The 17,450-nt window shown below is 65.4% G+C and carries 15 protein-coding genes; 1 reads left to right on the top strand and 14 read right to left on the bottom strand.

Annotated features, from left to right (window positions below):
- Window positions 1-18: 18 nt before the first annotated feature.
- From phoU to WS61_RS17865, 9 genes are all read right to left on the bottom strand, one after another.
- Window positions 19-723, bottom strand: coding sequence for a phosphate signaling complex protein PhoU (gene phoU / locus WS61_RS17905; RefSeq protein ID WP_059501990.1), 705 nt, complete (start codon window positions 721-723; stop codon window positions 19-21).
- A gap of 18 nt (window positions 724-741) precedes the next feature.
- On the bottom strand, window positions 742-1,590 hold the full coding sequence (pstB, locus tag WS61_RS17900) for a phosphate ABC transporter ATP-binding protein PstB (RefSeq protein WP_059501988.1): 849 nt from the start codon (window positions 1,588-1,590) through the stop codon (window positions 742-744).
- A 15-nt stretch (window positions 1,591-1,605) separates the two neighbouring features.
- Window positions 1,606-2,499 (bottom strand): phosphate ABC transporter permease PstA, encoded by an 894-nt coding sequence (pstA, locus tag WS61_RS17895; RefSeq protein ID WP_059501986.1) that lies wholly within the window; start codon window positions 2,497-2,499, stop codon window positions 1,606-1,608.
- Entirely contained in the window at window positions 2,496-3,479 is a 984-nt protein-coding gene (gene pstC, locus WS61_RS17890; RefSeq protein WP_059501984.1) for a phosphate ABC transporter permease PstC, read from the bottom strand. Before pstC ends, pstA begins: the two co-directional genes overlap by 4 nt.
- Before the next feature lie 94 nt (window positions 3,480-3,573).
- On the bottom strand, window positions 3,574-4,608 hold the full coding sequence (pstS, locus tag WS61_RS17885) for a phosphate ABC transporter substrate-binding protein PstS (RefSeq protein ID WP_034206955.1): 1,035 nt from the start codon (window positions 4,606-4,608) through the stop codon (window positions 3,574-3,576).
- 445 nt (window positions 4,609-5,053) lie between these two features.
- Window positions 5,054-6,409: a phosphoglucosamine mutase gene (gene glmM / locus WS61_RS17880; RefSeq protein WP_059501982.1), complete on the bottom strand. Its 1,356-nt coding sequence runs from the start codon at window positions 6,407-6,409 to the stop codon at window positions 5,054-5,056.
- Between the two features lie 32 nt (window positions 6,410-6,441).
- Complete coding sequence (gene folP, locus WS61_RS17875; RefSeq protein WP_059501980.1) at window positions 6,442-7,383, bottom strand: dihydropteroate synthase; 942 nt, start codon at window positions 7,381-7,383, stop codon at window positions 6,442-6,444.
- 28 nt (window positions 7,384-7,411) lie between these two features.
- A complete protein-coding gene (gene ftsH, locus WS61_RS17870) occupies window positions 7,412-9,307 on the bottom strand; it encodes an ATP-dependent zinc metalloprotease FtsH (protein WP_034206953.1) in 1,896 nt (631 codons plus the stop codon).
- 153 nt (window positions 9,308-9,460) lie between these two features.
- On the bottom strand, window positions 9,461-10,123 hold the full coding sequence (locus WS61_RS17865) for an RlmE family RNA methyltransferase (protein WP_006476343.1): 663 nt from the start codon (window positions 10,121-10,123) through the stop codon (window positions 9,461-9,463).
- 193 nt (window positions 10,124-10,316) lie between these two features.
- On the opposite strand from WS61_RS17865, the gene WS61_RS17860 reads away from it, so the two are divergent.
- The gene (locus tag WS61_RS17860) at window positions 10,317-10,844 is read left to right on the top strand and encodes a YhbY family RNA-binding protein (protein ID WP_059501978.1); all 528 of its coding nucleotides are present in this window, start codon (window positions 10,317-10,319) and stop codon (window positions 10,842-10,844) included.
- Window positions 10,845-10,893: 49 nt separating this feature from the next.
- Here the strand turns inward: WS61_RS17860 and WS61_RS17855 are convergent, their stop codons facing one another.
- The 5 genes from WS61_RS17855 to carA form a co-directional block, all read right to left on the bottom strand.
- On the bottom strand, window positions 10,894-11,352 hold the full coding sequence (locus tag WS61_RS17855) for a DUF4149 domain-containing protein (RefSeq protein WP_006497614.1): 459 nt from the start codon (window positions 11,350-11,352) through the stop codon (window positions 10,894-10,896).
- A gap of 14 nt (window positions 11,353-11,366) precedes the next feature.
- Complete coding sequence (gene greA / locus WS61_RS17850) at window positions 11,367-11,843, bottom strand: transcription elongation factor GreA (protein ID WP_034206950.1); 477 nt, start codon at window positions 11,841-11,843, stop codon at window positions 11,367-11,369.
- 118 nt (window positions 11,844-11,961) lie between these two features.
- Entirely contained in the window at window positions 11,962-15,216 is a 3,255-nt protein-coding gene (gene carB / locus WS61_RS17845) for a carbamoyl-phosphate synthase large subunit (protein WP_059501975.1), read from the bottom strand.
- 49 nt (window positions 15,217-15,265) lie between these two features.
- Complete coding sequence (gene leuE / locus WS61_RS17840; protein ID WP_059501973.1) at window positions 15,266-15,937, bottom strand: leucine efflux protein LeuE; 672 nt, start codon at window positions 15,935-15,937, stop codon at window positions 15,266-15,268.
- Window positions 15,938-15,974: 37 nt separating this feature from the next.
- Window positions 15,975-17,120: a glutamine-hydrolyzing carbamoyl-phosphate synthase small subunit gene (gene carA, locus WS61_RS17835; protein WP_059501972.1), complete on the bottom strand. Its 1,146-nt coding sequence runs from the start codon at window positions 17,118-17,120 to the stop codon at window positions 15,975-15,977.
- Window positions 17,121-17,450 lie beyond the last annotated feature (330 nt).

The following is a 17,450-nucleotide window of genomic DNA, read 5'->3' as shown; positions in this document are numbered from 1 at the left end:
CTTCCTATACGGAGTCGATTAACTGTTGGCTTCGCGATCGAGCGTGTCGCGCGGCTGGTGCCGCACGTCGGTGCCCTTCACGATGTAGATGATGAATTCGGCGATGTTCTTCGCGTGGTCGCCGATCCGTTCGATCGCTTTCGCGATGAACAGGTAATCGAGGCCGACCGAGATCGTGCGCGGATCTTCCTGCATGTACGACACGAGCTTGCGCACGAACGCGCGAAACTCCATGTCGATCTCCTTGTCGTCCTTGACGATCTGCGCGGCGGCCACCGTATCGAGACGCGCGAACGCGTCGAGCGCGCGGCGCAGGATCGTCACGGCCATCTCGCCCGACACCTTGATCTCGGCGATGTTGACCGCGCGCGCGGCCGGCTCGTCGACCAGGCGGCGCACGCGCTTCGCGATCTTCTCGGCCTCGTCGCCGGCGCGTTCGAGGTTCGTAATCGTTTTCGAAATCGACATCAAAAGACGCAGGTCGCGCGCTGCGGGCTGCCTCCGCGCGATGATGTTGCCGCACTCCTGGTCGATGTCCACTTCCATCGCGTTCAGCGTTTCCTCGGCCGCGATCACCTTCTCGGCCGCACTGCGGTCGAACTCGTTCAGCGCGTGCATCGCGCCGACGATCTGCGACTCCACGAGGCCGCCCATTTCCAGCACTTTCGACGACACGGCATTCAGGTCCGCATCGAACTGGCTCGACAGATGTTTATCCGACATGACTGTTGTTCTCCGTCATCAACCGAAGCGGCCGGTGATGTAGTCTTCCGTTTCCTTGCGCACCGGCTTGATGAAGATCTTTTCGGTCTCGCCGAACTCGATCAGCTCGCCCAGGTACATGTAGGCCGTGTAATCCGAGCAGCGTGCGGCCTGCTGCATGTTGTGCGTGACGATCACGACCGTGTAGTCGCTCTTCAGCTCCGCGATCAGCTCTTCGATGCGGCCCGTCGAGATCGGGTCGAGCGCCGAGCACGGTTCGTCGAGCAGCAACACTTCCGGACGGATCGCAATGCCGCGCGCGATGCACAGACGCTGCTGCTGGCCGCCCGACAGCCCGTAGCCGCTCTGGCTCAGCTTGTCCTTCACTTCGTTCCACAGCGCGGCCTTCGTGAGCGCCCACTCGACGCGGTCGTCCATTTCCGAACGCGTGAGCTTTTCGAACATCTTCACGCCGAACGCGATGTTGTCGTAGATTGACATCGGGAACGGGGTCGGCTTCTGGAACACCATGCCGATCCGCGCGCGCAGCAGCGAGATGTCGCGCTTCGTCGTCAGCAGGTTCTCGCCGTCCATCAGGATTTCGCCTTCGGCGCGCTGCTCCGGATAGAGCGCGAACATCTTGTTGAACGTGCGCAAGAGCGTCGACTTGCCGCAGCCCGACGGGCCGATGAACGCCGTCACCTTCCCTTCGGGAATGCGCAGGTTGATGTTCTTCAGCGCGTGGAACTTGTTGTAGAAGAAGTTGAGGTTGTTGACCTCGATCTTCGCGTTCAGCGGCGCGAGCGGACGGCCGTTCGCCGCATCTTGCGTGCCGGTGGGCGCAGCGTTGCGCTCGACGGGATTCAGGTGGCTTTCTGCCATATTCATCGGATTGCTCCGCCGTTACTTTTTCGAGAAGATCGAGCGCGCCAGGACGTTCAGTCCGAGCACCCCGAGCGTAATCAGGAACACGCCCGCCCATGCGAGCGACTGCCATTCCGCGAACGGGCTCATCGCGAACTTGTAGATCGTGACCGGCAGGTTCGCCATCGGCTGGCTCATGTCCCACGAGAAGAACTGGTTCGACAGTGCGGTGAACAGCAGCGGCGCCGTTTCGCCGGCGATCCGCGCGACCGCGAGCAGTACGCCCGTCACGATCCCGCCGACCGACGCGCGCAGCGTGATCTTCAGCACCATGCGCCACTTCGGCGTGCCGAGCGCGACGGCCGCTTCGCGCAGCGCATTCGGCACGAGCTTCAGCATGTTCTCGGTCGTGCGGATCACGATCGGGATCTGCAGCAGCGCGAGCGCGATCACGCCGGCCCAGCCCGAGAAGCGCCCCGACTTCGCGACGACGATCGCGTACACGAACAGGCCGATGACGATCGACGGCGCCGAGAGCAGGATGTCGTTGATGAAGCGGATCGTGCTCGCCAGCAGGTTCTTCTGGCCGTATTCGGCGAGATAGACGCCCGCGAGGATGCCGATCGGCGTGCCGACCAGCGTGCCGAAGCCGCAGAGCAGCAGGCTGCCGACGATCGCGTTCGCGAGACCGCCGCCTTCCGTGTTCGGTGCCGGCGTCGATTCGGTGAACAGTTGCAGCGACAGGCCGCCGACGCCGAGGTGCACCGTCGTGTAGAGAATCCACACGAGCCACACCAGGCCGAAGGCCATCGCGCCGAGCGACGCGGCGAGCGCGATCGCGTTGACGGCCTTGCGCTTGCGCTGCAGGCGGTTGCGCATCGCGTCGAGCGCGGCGCCGTCCGGCCCCGGGAAATTCATGATGGGCTCGCTCATTTCTTGCCCTCTCCCTTCTCGAGACGAAGCAGCAGCAGTTTGGAGATGGACAGCACGATGAACGTGATCACGAACAGGATCAGGCCCAGTTCCATCAGCGCCGACGTATGCAGGCCCGGCTGCGCTTCCGCGAATTCGTTCGCGAGCGCCGACGTGATGCTGTTGCCCGGCGCGAACAGCGACACGCTGTCGAGCAGGTTGGTGTTGCCGATCACGAAGGTCACGGCCATCGTTTCGCCGAGTGCGCGGCCGAGGCCGAGCATCACGCCGCCGATCACACCGGTCTTCGTATAGGGCAGCACCACCTTCCACATCACTTCCCAGGTCGTGCAACCGATTCCGTATGCCGATTCCTTCAGCAGCACCGGCGTGACCTCGAACACGTCGCGCATCACCGATGCGATGTACGGGATGATCATGATCGCGAGGATCACGCCGGCCGCGAGGATGCCGATGCCGATCGGCGCGCCGGACGTCAGCGGGCCGAGCACCCACACGTCCTTGAACAGGCGGCCGATCGGTTTCTGGAAGTATTCGGCGAAGATCGGCGCGAACACGAGCAGCCCCCACATGCCGTACACGATCGACGGAATCGCGGCGAGCAGCTCGATCGCGATGCCGAGCGGACGGCGCAGCCACACGGGTGCGAGCTCGGTGAGGAACAACGCGATGCCGAAACTGACCGGCACTGCAATGACGAGCGCAATGATCGACGTCACGATGGTGCCGTAGATCGGCACGAGTGCGCCGTAGATGTCCGAGTTGGGATCCCACTCGGATTGCCACAGAAAGCCGAGGCCGAACTTCTGGATGGTCGGCATCGACGCAAAGATCAGGGAAACGATGATCCCGCCCAGCAACAGCAGGGTCACGATCGCGGCGAGCCGCGCAAGGCCGCCGAACAGGACATCCCCGAGACGGCTCGGCGCGCGCTGTGCACTGTCGGGCGATCGGGAGGACGTGTATGAAATATCAGACATGGGTGCCTGCTTTTGATCGCCGGGCGCCGTAACGCCCGGCTTTACCGCACACACTGCCCGACCGGCACGGCCGGGCAGCGAACCGCTGGATGGCTTACTCGGCGGCGACCGGCTTGCCCGAAGCGTCCGTCACCTTCGTCTTCCACTGCTTGCGGATTTCCGTCTCGACCGACGCCGGCAGCGAGATGTAGTCGAGGCTGTCGGCAGCCTTCTCGCCGTTCTTGAACGCCCAGCTGAAGAACTTCAGCGTTTCCGCGCCCTGCTCCGGCTTGTCCTGCTTCGCGTGCAGCAGCACGAACGTCGCGCCGACGACCGGCCACGCTTCCTTGCCCGGCTGGTTCGTCAGGATCTGGTAGAACGACTTCGACCAGTTCGCGCCTGCCGCTGCGGCCTTGAACGTTTCCGTTTTCGGCTCGACCACCGTGCCCGTCGAATTCTTCAGGGCCGTGTAGGTCATGTTGTTCTTCTTCGCGTACGCCCACTCGACGTAGCCGATCGCGCCCGGCAGGCGCTGCACGAAGGCCGCGACGCCGTCGTTGCCCTTGCCGCCCGTGCCCGTCGGCCAGTTGACCGTCGTGCCTTCGCCGATCTTCGACTTCCACTCGTCGTTGACCTTCGACAGGTAGTTCGTCCAGATGAAGCTCGTACCCGAACCGTCAGCGCGGCGGACCACGGCGATGTCCGTATCCGGCAGCTTGACCTTCGGGTTCAGCGCGACGATCGCCGGGTCGTTCCACTTCTTGATCTTGCCGAGGTAGATGTCGCCGAGCACCGGGCCCGACAGCGTCAGTTCGCCGGCCTTCACGCCCGGCACGTTGACGACCGGCACCACGCCGCCGACCACCGTCGGGAACTGGAACAGGCCTTCCTTCGCGAGCTCTTCGTCCTTCAGCGGTGCGTCCGAACCGGCAAAATCGACCGTCTTCGCGACGATCTGCTTCAGGCCGCCCGACGAGCCGATGCCCTGGTAGTTGACCTTCGAACCGCCGGACTGCTGATAGTCCGCAGCCCATTTCGTATAGATCGGCATCGCGAACGTGCTACCTGCGCCCGTGATGTCGGCAGCGTGGGCGGCGACGGCGAAAAGCGCGCCAGCCAGGCCGGCAATCGCGGTTTGCATCAATTTCATGAGACCTCCAGTGTGTGAGCGGATGACTACGGCACCGCGAAGGTTAGGGGCTCCTCATGACGGTAATGTGACAATCGATGAAACTGGCGTGACAGTAACATGACTGGTTGAAAGGGAGTATCGGGTGGCGCGGCGAGGCGCGGGAACGGCGCTGGCGGCAAGAATTGCCTGACTCGGAAGGGAAGATGGACCGCCCTTTTCCCCAGGGCGTGCGGGCGCATCGTAGCGCAGCATCGGCCGGACGGGAAGCCCGGGCCGGCAGCAGGTTTGATTGTGGGGTCGGATACCTGATTCGATCCGAAAAGCGCGTTTGTCGAATGTTGCCTCATCAGGCAATGGCAAACCTTTGCGTCAGACGAAACGACGGCGCCCGAGGGCGCCGCACGCATATTCACCGGCAGCCGGCGCGCGGGCCGGTCGGATCGCCGCGCGCCCCAGCCCCCGGTCAGGTCGTCGCCGCGCGCACCGCGTCGGCGATCGTCTCCGCATGGCGCACCGCATCGGCCGCCTGCTGCGCTTCGACCATCACGCGCAGCACGGGCTCCGTGCCCGATGCGCGGATCAGCACGCGGCCGCTGCCGGCGAGCGCGGCTTCGGCTGCATCGATCGCGGCGCGAATCGACGCGCTGCCCTTCCAGTCGGCGCCCGGCTTCATCCGCACGTTGATCAGCTTCTGCGGGAACAGCGTGACGCCGTCGAGCATCTGCGCGAGGGTGCGGCCGCTGCGCTTCAGCGCGGCCAGCACGAGCAGCGCCGACACGATGCCGTCGCCGGTCGAGTGCCGGTCGAGCGACAGGATGTGGCCCGACCCTTCCGCGCCGAGCTGCCAGCCGTGCTCGCGCAACTGCTCGAGCACGTAGCGATCGCCGACCGCCGCCCGCACGAATTTCACGCCCTCGCGCTGCAGCGCGACTTCGACGGCGAGGTTCGTCATCAGCGTGCCGACCGCGCCATCGACCTTGCCGTCGGTCGCGATCCGGTCCTTCACGAGCACGTAGAGCAGCTCGTCGCCGTTGTACAGGCGGCCGGTCGCGTCCACGACCTGCAGGCGATCGGCGTCGCCGTCGAGCGCGATGCCGAGATCGGCGTGGTTCGCCCGCACCGCGCGCACCAGCGCGTCCGGTGCGGTCGCGCCGACGCCGTCGTTGATGTTGAAGCCGTTCGGCGCGACGCCGATCGGAATGACGTCCGCGCCGAGTTCGTGGAATACGTGCGGCGCAACCTGGTACGCGGCGCCGTGCGCGCAATCGATCACGAGCTTCAGCCCGCGCAGGTCGAACGCGGCCGGGAACGTGCTCTTGCAGAATTCGATGTAGCGGCCGCCTGCGTCGTCGAGGCGGCGCGCCTTGCCGAGCCCGTCCGACGGCGCGCATTCGAGCGGCTTGTCGAGCCATGCTTCGATCTCGGCTTCGGTGTCGTCGGGCAGCTTGTTGCCGTCAGCCGAGAAAAACTTGATCCCGTTGTCGTGATACGGGTTGTGCGACGCGCTGATCACGACACCGGCCGACAGACGCAGCGCACGCGTCAGATACGCGACGCCGGGTGTCGGCATCGGGCCGGCCAGCATCACGTCGACGCCGGCCGCCGAGAACCCGGCCTCGAGCGCGGCTTCGAGCATGTAGCCCGACACGCGTGTGTCCTTGCCGATCAGCACGGTCGGACGCGAGCCTGCCGCGACGTCGGCCGAGCTGGCCAGTACCTTGCCGGCCGCATAGCCGAGACGCAATACGAAATCCGGCGTGATGGGCGCGTCGCCCACCGTGCCGCGAATGCCGTCCGTGCCGAAATATCGACGTCCCATGGGATCCTTCCTCCTTCGTCTTTCTGACTTGCTTATCGTTGCCGCGCGGCTGCGCGCACGGCATTCCATACTTTCAGCGCATCGACCGTCGCCGCGACGTCGTGCACGCGCACGATCGCGGCGCCGCGCTCGACCGCGCACACCGCGGCCGCCACGCTCGCCGCGACGCGCTCCATCGGCGGCTTGCCGCCGATCACAGCGCCGAGCATCGATTTGCGCGACATGCCCGCGAGAATCGGATAAGCGCGCCCGTCGGGTCGCGCAGGCGCCGTGTCCGGCAATGCGGCCAGCAGCGCATAGTTGTCGTCGACGACCGCCTTGCCGAACCCGAAGCCGGGATCGACGCAGATGCGCTCCGCCGCCACCCCCACGTCGCGCAGCGCCTGGGCGCGGGCCGCGAGAAAATCGCGCACGTCGGTCACGACGTCGCCGTAGTCGGGTTCGCCGACCTGCATCGTCTGCGGCTCGCCGAGCATGTGCATCGCGCACAGGCCGCTATTGCCGTCGCGCACCGCGTCGATCGCACCCGGCTGGCGGAACCCCCAGACGTCGTTGATCAGGTCCGCGCCGGCGGCCAGCGCCGCGCGCATCACGGCCGGCTTGTAGGTATCGATCGACAGCGGCACGTTCAGCGGCCGCAGCGCCTCGACGAGCGGAATCACGCGCGCGAGCTCGTCGTCGAGCGGCACAGGCGGCGCGCCGGGGCGCGTCGATTCGCCGCCGATGTCGAGCAGGTCCGCGCCGTCGGCGATCATCCGCTCGGCCTGGCGCAGCGCATCGTCGCGCGCAAAGAAGCGGCCGCCGTCGGAAAACGAATCGGGTGTGGCGTTGAGGATGCCCATCACGAGCGGACGTTCGAACGTCAGTTCGAAGCGGCCGCACCGGAGCGGCGCGGGAATGAACGGGGACACTGCGGAATCGGACACGAGCAACGGGCGTGGATGAATGCAAAACGGGCCGGTGTGAAGCCACACCAGCCCGTGAACGGTGCTAAAGCGGAGATTATGCCGCCGGCGTAGCCGGCGCCGGCGCGCTGCCGGGCTTGACCTCGGCGCTGCCGCCGCCCGACGAATCGCCGCCGACAGCCGGCGAGCTCTTCGGCGAGCGCGGCGGACGGCCTTCCATGATGTCGTTGATCTGATCGGCGTCGATCGTCTCCCACTCCATCAGCGCGGCCGTCATCGCCTCGACCTTGTCGCGGTTCTCTTCGAGCAGGCGGCGCGCGAGGTTGTACTGCTCGTCGAGCACGCGGCGGATTTCCGAGTCGACCTTCTGCTGCGTCGCTTCCGAAATCGTGCGCGTGAAGCCGCGGCCGAACGGCGACGCATCGTTCTCGTCGTCGACGTAGACCATCGGCCCGAGTGCGTCGGTCATGCCGAAACGCGCAACCATCGCACGCGCCGTCTGCGTGGCCTTGTTGAAGTCGTCCGATGCGCCGGTGCTGACGAGATTCATGAACAACTCTTCGGCCACCCGCCCACCGAACAGGATCGCGAGGCGGTCCAGCAGGTAATCCTTCGAATACGTCTCGTTGTCATGCTCCGGCAACTGCCAGGTGACGCCCAGCGCGCGACCGCGCGGAATGATCGTGACCTTGTGCACCGGATCGGCCTTCGGCAGCAGCTTCGCGATCACCGCGTGGCCCGACTCGTGATACGCGGTTGCGCGCTTCGCTTCCTCGCGGATCACGGCCGACTTGCGCTCCGGACCCATGAAGATCTTGTCCTTCGCGTCCTCGAAATCCTGCATCTCGACGATGCGCTTGCCGCGACGTGCGGCGAACAACGCCGCCTCGTTCACGAGGTTCGCGAGATCGGCGCCCGAGAAGCCCGGCGTGCCGCGCGCGATCACCGCCGCGTCGACGTCGTTCGCGATCGGCACCTTGCGCAGGTGCACGCGCATGATCTGCTCGCGGCCGCGGATGTCCGGCAGGCCCACATACACCTGACGGTCGAAACGGCCCGGACGCAGCAGCGCCTTGTCGAGCACGTCGGAACGGTTGGTCGCGGCGATCACGATCACGCCCGAGTTCGCCTCGAAGCCGTCCATCTCGACGAGCATCTGGTTCAGCGTCTGCTCGCGTTCGTCGTTGCCGCCGCCCATGCCGGCGCCGCGATGACGGCCGACCGCGTCGATTTCGTCGATGAACACGATGCACGGCGCATGCTTCTTCGCCTGCTCGAACATGTCGCGCACACGGGCCGCGCCGACGCCGACGAACATTTCGACGAAGTCCGAACCCGAGATGCTGAAGAACGGCACCTTCGCTTCACCCGCGATCGCGCGAGCGAGCAGCGTCTTGCCGGTACCCGGGGGCCCGACCAGCAGCACGCCGCGCGGAATGCGGCCGCCCAGTTTCTGGAATTTTTGCGGATCGCGCAGGAAGTCGACGAGCTCGGACACTTCCTCCTTCGCTTCGTCGCAGCCCGCGACGTCGGAGAAGTTCACCGCGTTGTTGTTCTCGTCGATCAGCCGCGCACGCGATTTCCCGAACGAGAATGCGCCGCCTTTGCCGCCCCCCTGCATCTGCCTCATCATGTAGAACCAGAACACGATGATCAGGATCGTCGGCCCGAGGTAGTACAGCGCGGACATCAGCGCGTTCGGCTCGTCGTCGGCCTTGCCGCTGACCTGCACGCCGTACTTCATCAGATCGCCGACCATCCAGATGTCGCCGGGCGACACGATCTGGTATTTCTGGCCATCAGCCGGAGTGACGGTGAGGTTGCGCCCCTGAACGATGACGTTCTTGACCTTGCCGTTCTTGGCGTCGTCCATGAACTGCGAATAGGACACGCCTTCCTGGACGCGGGGCTTGTCGAACTGCTTGAACACCGTAAACAGCACCAGTGCGATCACCAGCCACACCGCTGCCTTCGAAAACATATTGTTGTTCAAAGCACCACTCCTTCACTCGTAGACGAGCGCCTACATTTTCCTTGCGGCGCCCCTCGGTCATTCTAATCCAGTCCGACCACCCCTGCCATAAGCATTGACAACCGCCGCGATAGCGCTTCGCTTGTCTGGCAAGGGCCGGAGCCCGTTTGCGCATCAGCGCGGGTGCTTCAGTTGCCGACCCAAAATGAACGTTTCGGACGATTTGTCGCGGGATGCCTTGGGCTTGCGCGGCGCGACGACCTTAAACTGCTGTTTGAACTTCTCGACGATCTGGCTGTAGCCGCTGCCGTGAAAACACTTCACGAGCAGCGCACCGTCCGGCTTCAGATGATTCTGCGCGAATTCGAGCGCCAGATCGCAGAGATGCTCGATGCGCGCCGCGTCCGCCGAGGCCACCCCGGACAGGTTGGGGGCCATGTCGGAAATAACAAGGTCCACCGCGCGGCCTTCGAGCACCTCCTCGAGCTGGTGGAGGACATCGTCCTCGCGGAAGTCGCCCTGCAGGAAGTGGACGTCGGCGATCGGCTCCATCGGCAGGATGTCGAGCGCAACGATCGTGCCGTCGATGCCGCCTTCGCGCTCCGCGTCACGCTTCTTGCCCTGCGCGAGCTTGTTGCGGGCATACTGGCTCCAGCTGCCCGGCGTGGCGCCGAGATCGACGATCACCTGGCCCGGACGGATCAGCTTGTCCTGCTCGTCGATTTCCTTCAGCTTGTACGCGGCGCGCGCGCGATAGCCCTCCCGCTGCGCCATTTTGACGTACGGGTCGTTGATGTGGTCGTGCAGCCAGTGCTGGTTGAAGCGGTTTTTTGCCATTCGAGAGAGAGATTGCTGCCAATTGCTTCGTGAAGCCGCGCTTTTAGCGGATAATACGCGTCTTCTTCGCGCGGCTGCGGCCCCTTTTCAGGCCCAAGCCGCGATTTTACGTGGTTTCGGCGCACGGCTGACGCGGTAACGTTCCGCGATCGCTATCCAGTCGGCGCGCCCTTATTAAGATTTCGACATTTCCATGCCCGCCCTTTCGCTTTCTCCCGCCGAGCGCTCCGCGCTGCGCTCCCAGGCCCATGCGCTCAAGCCCGTCGTGCTGATCGGCGCCGAAGGGCTGACCGACGCCGTACTGAAGGAAATCAAGGTGCACCTCGACGCGCACCAACTGATCAAGATCCGCGTGTTCGGCGACGAACGCGACACGCGCGTCTCGATCTACGACGAGATCTGCGACCGCCTGAACGCGGCGCCGATCCAGCACATCGGCAAGCTGCTGGTGATCTGGAAGCCCGAGGCGGCGGTTGCGGCCCCGACCCGCGGCCGCCGTGCCGGCGCGCTGCCGAGCGCGGCCGAAGCCGCCGACGACCGCAAGGGTCGTGCGCCGCGCACCGTCAAGGTCGTCAAGGTGTCGCCGAACGCGAGCCCCGTGCGCCGTCCGCGCCCGGTCAAGGTCACCGTGCGCGGCAACGAGCGCGTGACCGCAGGCGGCACCGTGAAGCGTGCGAAAAAGCGCCAGGCCAGCACCAAGCGGCCGTTCCAGGACAAGTAACACGCCGGTGCGGCACGGATTCCCGTGCCGCCCTGCCCCGGCGCGCCGCTCAGGCGTCGCGCGCCGGCAGACGCCAGATCAGCATCAGCCCCAGCACGCTCTCGACGAGATAGAACACGCTCGAGACGCCGTGCAGCATCCCGAAGCGGCTCGCATACGGCGAATTCGCGATATCGGTGCCCGCGTCCATCGCGGCCACCCGCAGCGCGTTCATGAACGGCTGCAACGCGAAATACCCGACCAGCACGCACACGACCATCGCGGCGACGATCCAGCGCACGCGGCGATATTCGCTGCTGCCGCGCCGCACCTGCTGGTTCGACAACGCGAGCAGCAGCACGCCGCACACGACGCCGAGGATCGCCTCGATGCGGAACAGCTGGGCGGCGACCGAACCGGCCGTCATCCGCTCCAGCGTCTTGAACAACACGGGCGCGACCGCATACCCGATCGTCAGCAGGCTGCCGACCCACACGGCCGACAGCAGACGGAACACGCGATGCGGCATCACGTCGCCCCGCTTCAGATGTAGCTGACCGAGATGATTTCGTACTCGCGCACGCCGCTCGGCGCCTGCACGGCGGCGACGTCGCCTTCGGACTTGCCGATCAGCGCGCGCGCGATCGGCGAGCTGACCGAGATCAGGCCGTGATCGATATCGGCTTCGTCGTCGCCGACGATCTGGTACTTGACGGTATCGCCCGACTCGAGATCCTCGAGCTCGACCGTCGCGGCGAACACCACGCGGCCATCGGCGTCGAGCACCGTGGGATCGATGACCTGCGCGGCGGACAGCTTCGATTCGAGTTCGGCGATGCGCCCCTCGATGAAGCCCTGTTTTTCCTTCGCGGCATCGTATTCGGCGTTTTCGGACAGGTCGCCCTGTGCGCGGGCCTCCGCGATCGCGTTGATCACGGCCGGCCGCTCGACGGACTTGAGGCGCTGCAATTCATCGCGCAGTTGCTCCGCGCCACGCTTTGTCAACGGAATGGTGCTCATAAACGGCTCAATCGCTAAAAACGGCTATAAAAAAAATCACCGCGATTAAGCGCGCTTCCGATGCACTGGAAACACCGCCTAATCGCGGCACGTGTTGCTTCGACAGGTAACTGACCGCTTAGTTTAGGCGAGCGTGAAGACCTTGTAAATCATAGACTTCCAGATCCTTCAGGTAGCGCAAGCCCTCGACGGCCGCGCGCGCGCCCGACATCGTCGTGTAGTACGTGACCTTGTGCGCCTGCGCGCTCATGCGGATCGAACGCGAATCGGCGATCGCCTGGCGCGTCTCGTCGACCGTCGTGAACACGAGTGCGATCTCGCCGTTCTTGATCATGTCGACGATGTGCGGACGGCCGTCCTTCACCTTGTTCACGACCTTCACCGGCACGCCGGCCGCTTCGATCGCGGCAGCCGTGCCCTTGGTCGCGACGATCGGGTAGCCGAGGTCGTGCAGCATGCGCGCGACTTCGACGGCCTTCGGCTTGTCGGCATCCATCACGGTCAGCAGCACCGTGCCCGACTCCGGCAGGCGCGAACCGGCCGCGAGCTGCGACTTGAACAGCGCTTCGCCGAACGTCCGGCCGACGCCCATCACTTCGCCGGTCGAACGCATTTCGGGCCCGAGGACCGGATCGACGGTCGGGAACTTGACGAACGGGAACACCGCTTCCTTCACGCTGAAGTACGGCAGCTCGACTTCCTTCGTCACGCCCTGCTGCGCGAGCTTCTGGCCGACCATCGCGCGCGCCGCGATCTTCGCGAGCGGCAGGCTGGTCGCCTTCGACACGTACGGCACCGTGCGCGACGCGCGCGGGTTCACTTCCAGCACGTAGATGATGTCCTGCTTCGAACCATCCGCCTGCGGCACCTGCTGGATCGCGAACTGCACGTTCATCAGGCCGACCACGTTCAGCGCCTTCGCCATCGCGCCCGTCTGGCGCTTCAGCTCGGCCACGGTCTCCTTCGACAGCGAATACGGCGGCAGCGAGCACGCCGAGTCGCCCGAGTGAACGCCCGCCTGCTCGATGTGCTCCATCACGCCGCCGATGAACACGGCTTCGCCGTCGCAGATGCAGTCGACGTCGCACTCGATCGCGTCGTTCAGGAAGCGGTCGAGCAGCACCGGCGAATCGTTCGACACCTTCACGGCCTCGCGCATGTAGCGCTCGAGATCGCGCGGCTCGTGGACGATTTCCATCGCGCGGCCGCCGAGCACGTACGACGGACGCACGACCAGCGGATAGCCGATTTCGTCGGCCAGCGCGAGCGCTTCGTCTTCGGCGCGGGCGGTGCGGTTCGGCGGCTGGCGCAGGCCGAGGTCCTGCAGCAGCTTCTGGAAGCGTTCGCGGTCTTCGGCCGCGTCGATCATGTCCGGCGACGTGCCGACGATCGGCACGCCGTGCGCCTCGAGGTCGAGCGCGAGCTTCAGCGGCGTCTGGCCGCCGTACTGGACGATCACGCCGACCGGCTTTTCCTTGTCGACGATCTCGAGCACGTCCTCGAGCGTCAGCGGCTCGAAGTACAGGCGATCGGACGTGTCGTAGTCGGTCGACACCGTTTCCGGGTTGCAGTTGACCATGATCGTTTCATAGCCGTCCTCGCGCATCGCGAGCGCCGCGTGCACGCAGCAGTAGTCGAACTCGATGCCCTGGCCGATCCGGTTCGGGCCGCCGCCCAGCACCATGATCTTCTTGTTCGTGGTCGGCTGCGCCTCGCACTCTTCCTCGTAGGTCGAGTACATGTAGGCCGTCTTCGTCGCGAACTCGGCCGCGCACGTGTCGACGCGCTTGTAGACCGGGCGCACGTTCAGTTCCACGCGGCGCTTGCGGACGTCTTCCGGCGTCGCGCCAAGCAACTTCGCGAGGCGGCGGTCGGAGAAGCCGCTCTGCTTCAGGTAGCGCAGCTCGTCGAACGTCAGCGACGCGAGCGTGCGGCCCCCGAGCGCCTTTTCCTTCAGGATGATCTGCTCGATCTGCTCGAGGAACCACGGGTCGATCGCGGTTTCCGCGAAGATTTCCTCGGCCGTCATGCCGATGCGGAACGCATCGCCGACGTACCAGATGCGATCCGGGCCCGGCTCGTGGATCTCGATCGCGATCTCGTCGCGGTTGGTCGACTTCTCGTCGAGGCCGTCGACCCCGACTTCGAGGCCGCGCAGCGCTTTCTGGAACGATTCCTGGAACGTGCGGCCGATCGCCATCACTTCGCCGACCGACTTCATCTGCGTGGTCAGGCGCGAATCGGCTTCGCGGAACTTCTCGAACGCGAAACGCGGAATCTTCGTGACGACGTAGTCGATCGTCGGCTCGAACGACGCCGGCGTCTGGCCGCCGGTAATTTCGTTCTTCAGCTCGTCGAGCGTGTAGCCGACCGCCAGCTTCGCGGCGACCTTCGCGATCGGGAAGCCGGTTGCCTTCGACGCGAGCGCCGACGAACGCGACACGCGCGGGTTCATCTCGATGACGACCATGCGGCCGTCCCTCGGGTTGATCGAGAACTGCACGTTCGAGCCGCCCGTGTCGACGCCGATCTCGCGCAGCACCGCGAGCGATGCGTTACGCAGGATCTGGTACTCCTTGTCGGTGAGCGTCTGCGCGGGCGCGACCGTGATCGAGTCGCCGGTGTGCACGCCCATCGGGTCGAGGTTTTCGATCGAGCAGACGATGATGCAGTTGTCGGCGCGGTCGCGCACGACTTCCATCTCGTATTCCTTCCAGCCGAGCAGCGACTCTTCGATCAGCAGCTCGCGCGTGGGCGACAGGTCGAGACCGCGCTTGCAGATCTCTTCGAACTCCTCGCGGTTGTACGCGATGCCGCCGCCCGAGCCGCCGAGCGTGAACGACGGGCGGATCACGACCGGGTAGCCGCTGCCGCCCGTCTCCGCCATGATCTCGGCGTGCACCTTGGACGCTTCTTCCATCGAATGCGCGATACCCGACTTCGCGGAGCCGAGACCGATCTTGGTCATCGCTTCCTTGAACTTCTGGCGGTCTTCCGCCTTGTCGATCGCTTCCGGCGACGCGCCGATCAGCTCGACGCCGAACTTCTCGAGCACGCCGTGGTGGTGCAGGTCGAGCGCGCAGTTCAACGCGGTCTGGCCGCCCATCGTCGGCAGGATCGCGTCCGGGCGCTCCTTCTCGATGATGCGCGCGACGACTTCCCACGTGATCGGCTCGATGTAGGTCACGTCGGCCGTGTTCGGGTCGGTCATGATCGTCGCCGGGTTGCTGTTGACGAGAACGACCTTGTAGCCCTCCTCACGCAACGCCTTGCAAGCCTGCGCGCCCGAATAGTCGAACTCGCACGCCTGGCCGATGATGATCGGGCCGGCGCCGATGATGAGGATGCTCTTGATGTCTGTGCGTTTTGGCATGGCTTGTGAATTCAATAAGTAATCGTTGTCGTGGGTCGGCCGGCGGCGCTCAGCTCATGGTCGCGAGCGCAAGCTTCACCGAGAAACCGATGAACAGGCCGCCCACGCTGCTCGCCGCGCCTGCCGCGAGCTTGCGGCGGCGACGGAAGTGCTCGGCGAGCCGCGCCCCCGCGAAGATCAGCGTGCTCAGGTACAGGAAGCTCGCGCATTGCGCGATCGCCCCGAGCACGACGAACGACAGCGCGGGATGCGGGAATGCCGGGTCGACGAACTGGATGAAGAACGAGATGAAGAACAGGATCGCCTTCGGATTCAGCAGGCTCACGATCAGCGCCTTGCGCAACGGCCTGTCGAAAGACCGCTCGCCGTCGTCCGCCTGCGGCGCCTCGACCGGCGCGTCGCTGCGCGCGCGCAGCTTGCTCCATGCGCTGCGCAGCATCCCGGTGCCGATGTACAGCAGGTACGCGGCGCCGCCGTACTTGACGACGGAGAACAGCAGCGGGTTCGCCTTCAGCAGCGACGCGACGCCCGCGGCGGACAGCACCATCAGCACGGTATCGCCGACGAACACGCCGCAGGCCGCGCGATAGCCGGCCTTCACGCCGCGCTGCGCGGCGAGCGACAGCACGTACATCGAGTTCGGCCCCGGCAGCAGGATGATGAAGATCACGCCGAACACGTAGGTCCAGATATCCGTGATGCCGAGTGCGTGGCCGAACATGATGCGAATCTCCCGTCCTTCGGTTGCGTCGATGACGTTAGGCGTTGCGCTGCTTCGCCGCGTCCATCAGCGCGGTGAAACGGTCGAACAGGTAGCCGATGTCGTGCGGGCCGGGCGACGCTTCCGGGTGGCCCTGGAAGCAGAACGCCGGCTTGTCGGTCAGCTCGAAGCCCTGCAGCGTGCCGTCGAACAGCGATACGTGCGTCACGCGCGCATTGGCCGGCAGCGAATCGGCGTCGACCGCGAAGCCGTGGTTCTGCGACGTGATCACGACACGGCCGTCGCCGAGATCCTTCACCGGATGGTTCGCGCCGTGGTGGCCCGTTTTCATCTTCAGCGTCTTCGCACCGACCGCGAGGCCCATGATCTGGTGGCCAAGGCAGATGCCGAAGGTCGGCACGCCGCGCTCGATGAATTCCTTCGTGGCCGCGATCGCGTAATCGCACGGCTCCGGATCGCCGGGGCCGTTCGACAGGAACACGCCGTCCGGATTCAGCGCGAGCGCATCGGCCGCGCTCGCCTGGGCCGGCAGCACCGTCACGTGGCAGCCGCGCTCCGCGAGCATGCGCAGAATGTTGTACTTGACGCCGAAGTCGTACGCGACGACGCGATACTTCGGCGCTTCCTGCATACCGTAACCGCCTTCGAGACGCCACTCCGTCTGCTTCCACTCGAACGGCTTCGCGGTCGACACGACCTTCGCGAGATCCATGCCGGCGAGGCCCTCGAACGAGCGCGCGAGTTCGATCGCCTTCGCTGCGTCGTCGGAACCAGTCAGGATGCAGCCGCTCTGCGCGCCCTTGTCGCGCAGGATGCGGGTCAGCTTGCGGGTGTCGATGCCGGCGATCGCGACGACGCCTTCGTCGCGCAGGTAGTCGCCGAGCGTGCGGTCCATGCGGAAGTTCGATGCGAGCGTCGGCAGATCGCGGATGATCAGGCCGGCGGCATGGACTTTCGTGGCTTCGACGTCTTCGGCGTTCACGCCGACGTTGCCGATATGCGGATAGGTGAGCGTGACGATCTGGCGCGAGTAGCTCGGATCAGTCAGGATTTCCTGATAGCCGGTGATCGCGGTATTGAACACGACTTCGCCGATCGTATGGCCTTCGGCCCCGATCGAATAACCACGAAAGACCGTGCCGTCGGCGAGTGCAAGCAAGGCGGGAGAAAAAGACGGCAACACGGGAGGCTCCTTGGGGAACACCCTGCTGCCGACCTGTTTACCCTGCCGCGCGAGCGCCGCGCTGCGTGGGCGCGCGCGGTCGCTAGCTGGACGCGGCCTGCGTTGTCGAGACGCGAACCCGGCGCATGGCGCACGAGGCTTCGCGGCATCGCCCGACAGGCGGCGTGCGGCGGATGAACGGGATGTATGAGGTAGGCGCTAGGGTGCGAGGTTGATCAGCACAAACTTTCAAATTATAGCCTGAAAATGGGCCTATCTTCAATTGATATGGCCGTCCGATCGAGGTTGCGCCGCGCCCCGCGGCGCCGCGCGACGTGCTGCGGCCCCGTT

This window comes from Burkholderia sp. ABCPW 11 (assembly GCF_001523445.1).
Taxonomy (GTDB): domain Bacteria; phylum Pseudomonadota; class Gammaproteobacteria; order Burkholderiales; family Burkholderiaceae; genus Burkholderia.
This window is presented reverse-complemented; position numbering and strand designations above follow the sequence as displayed.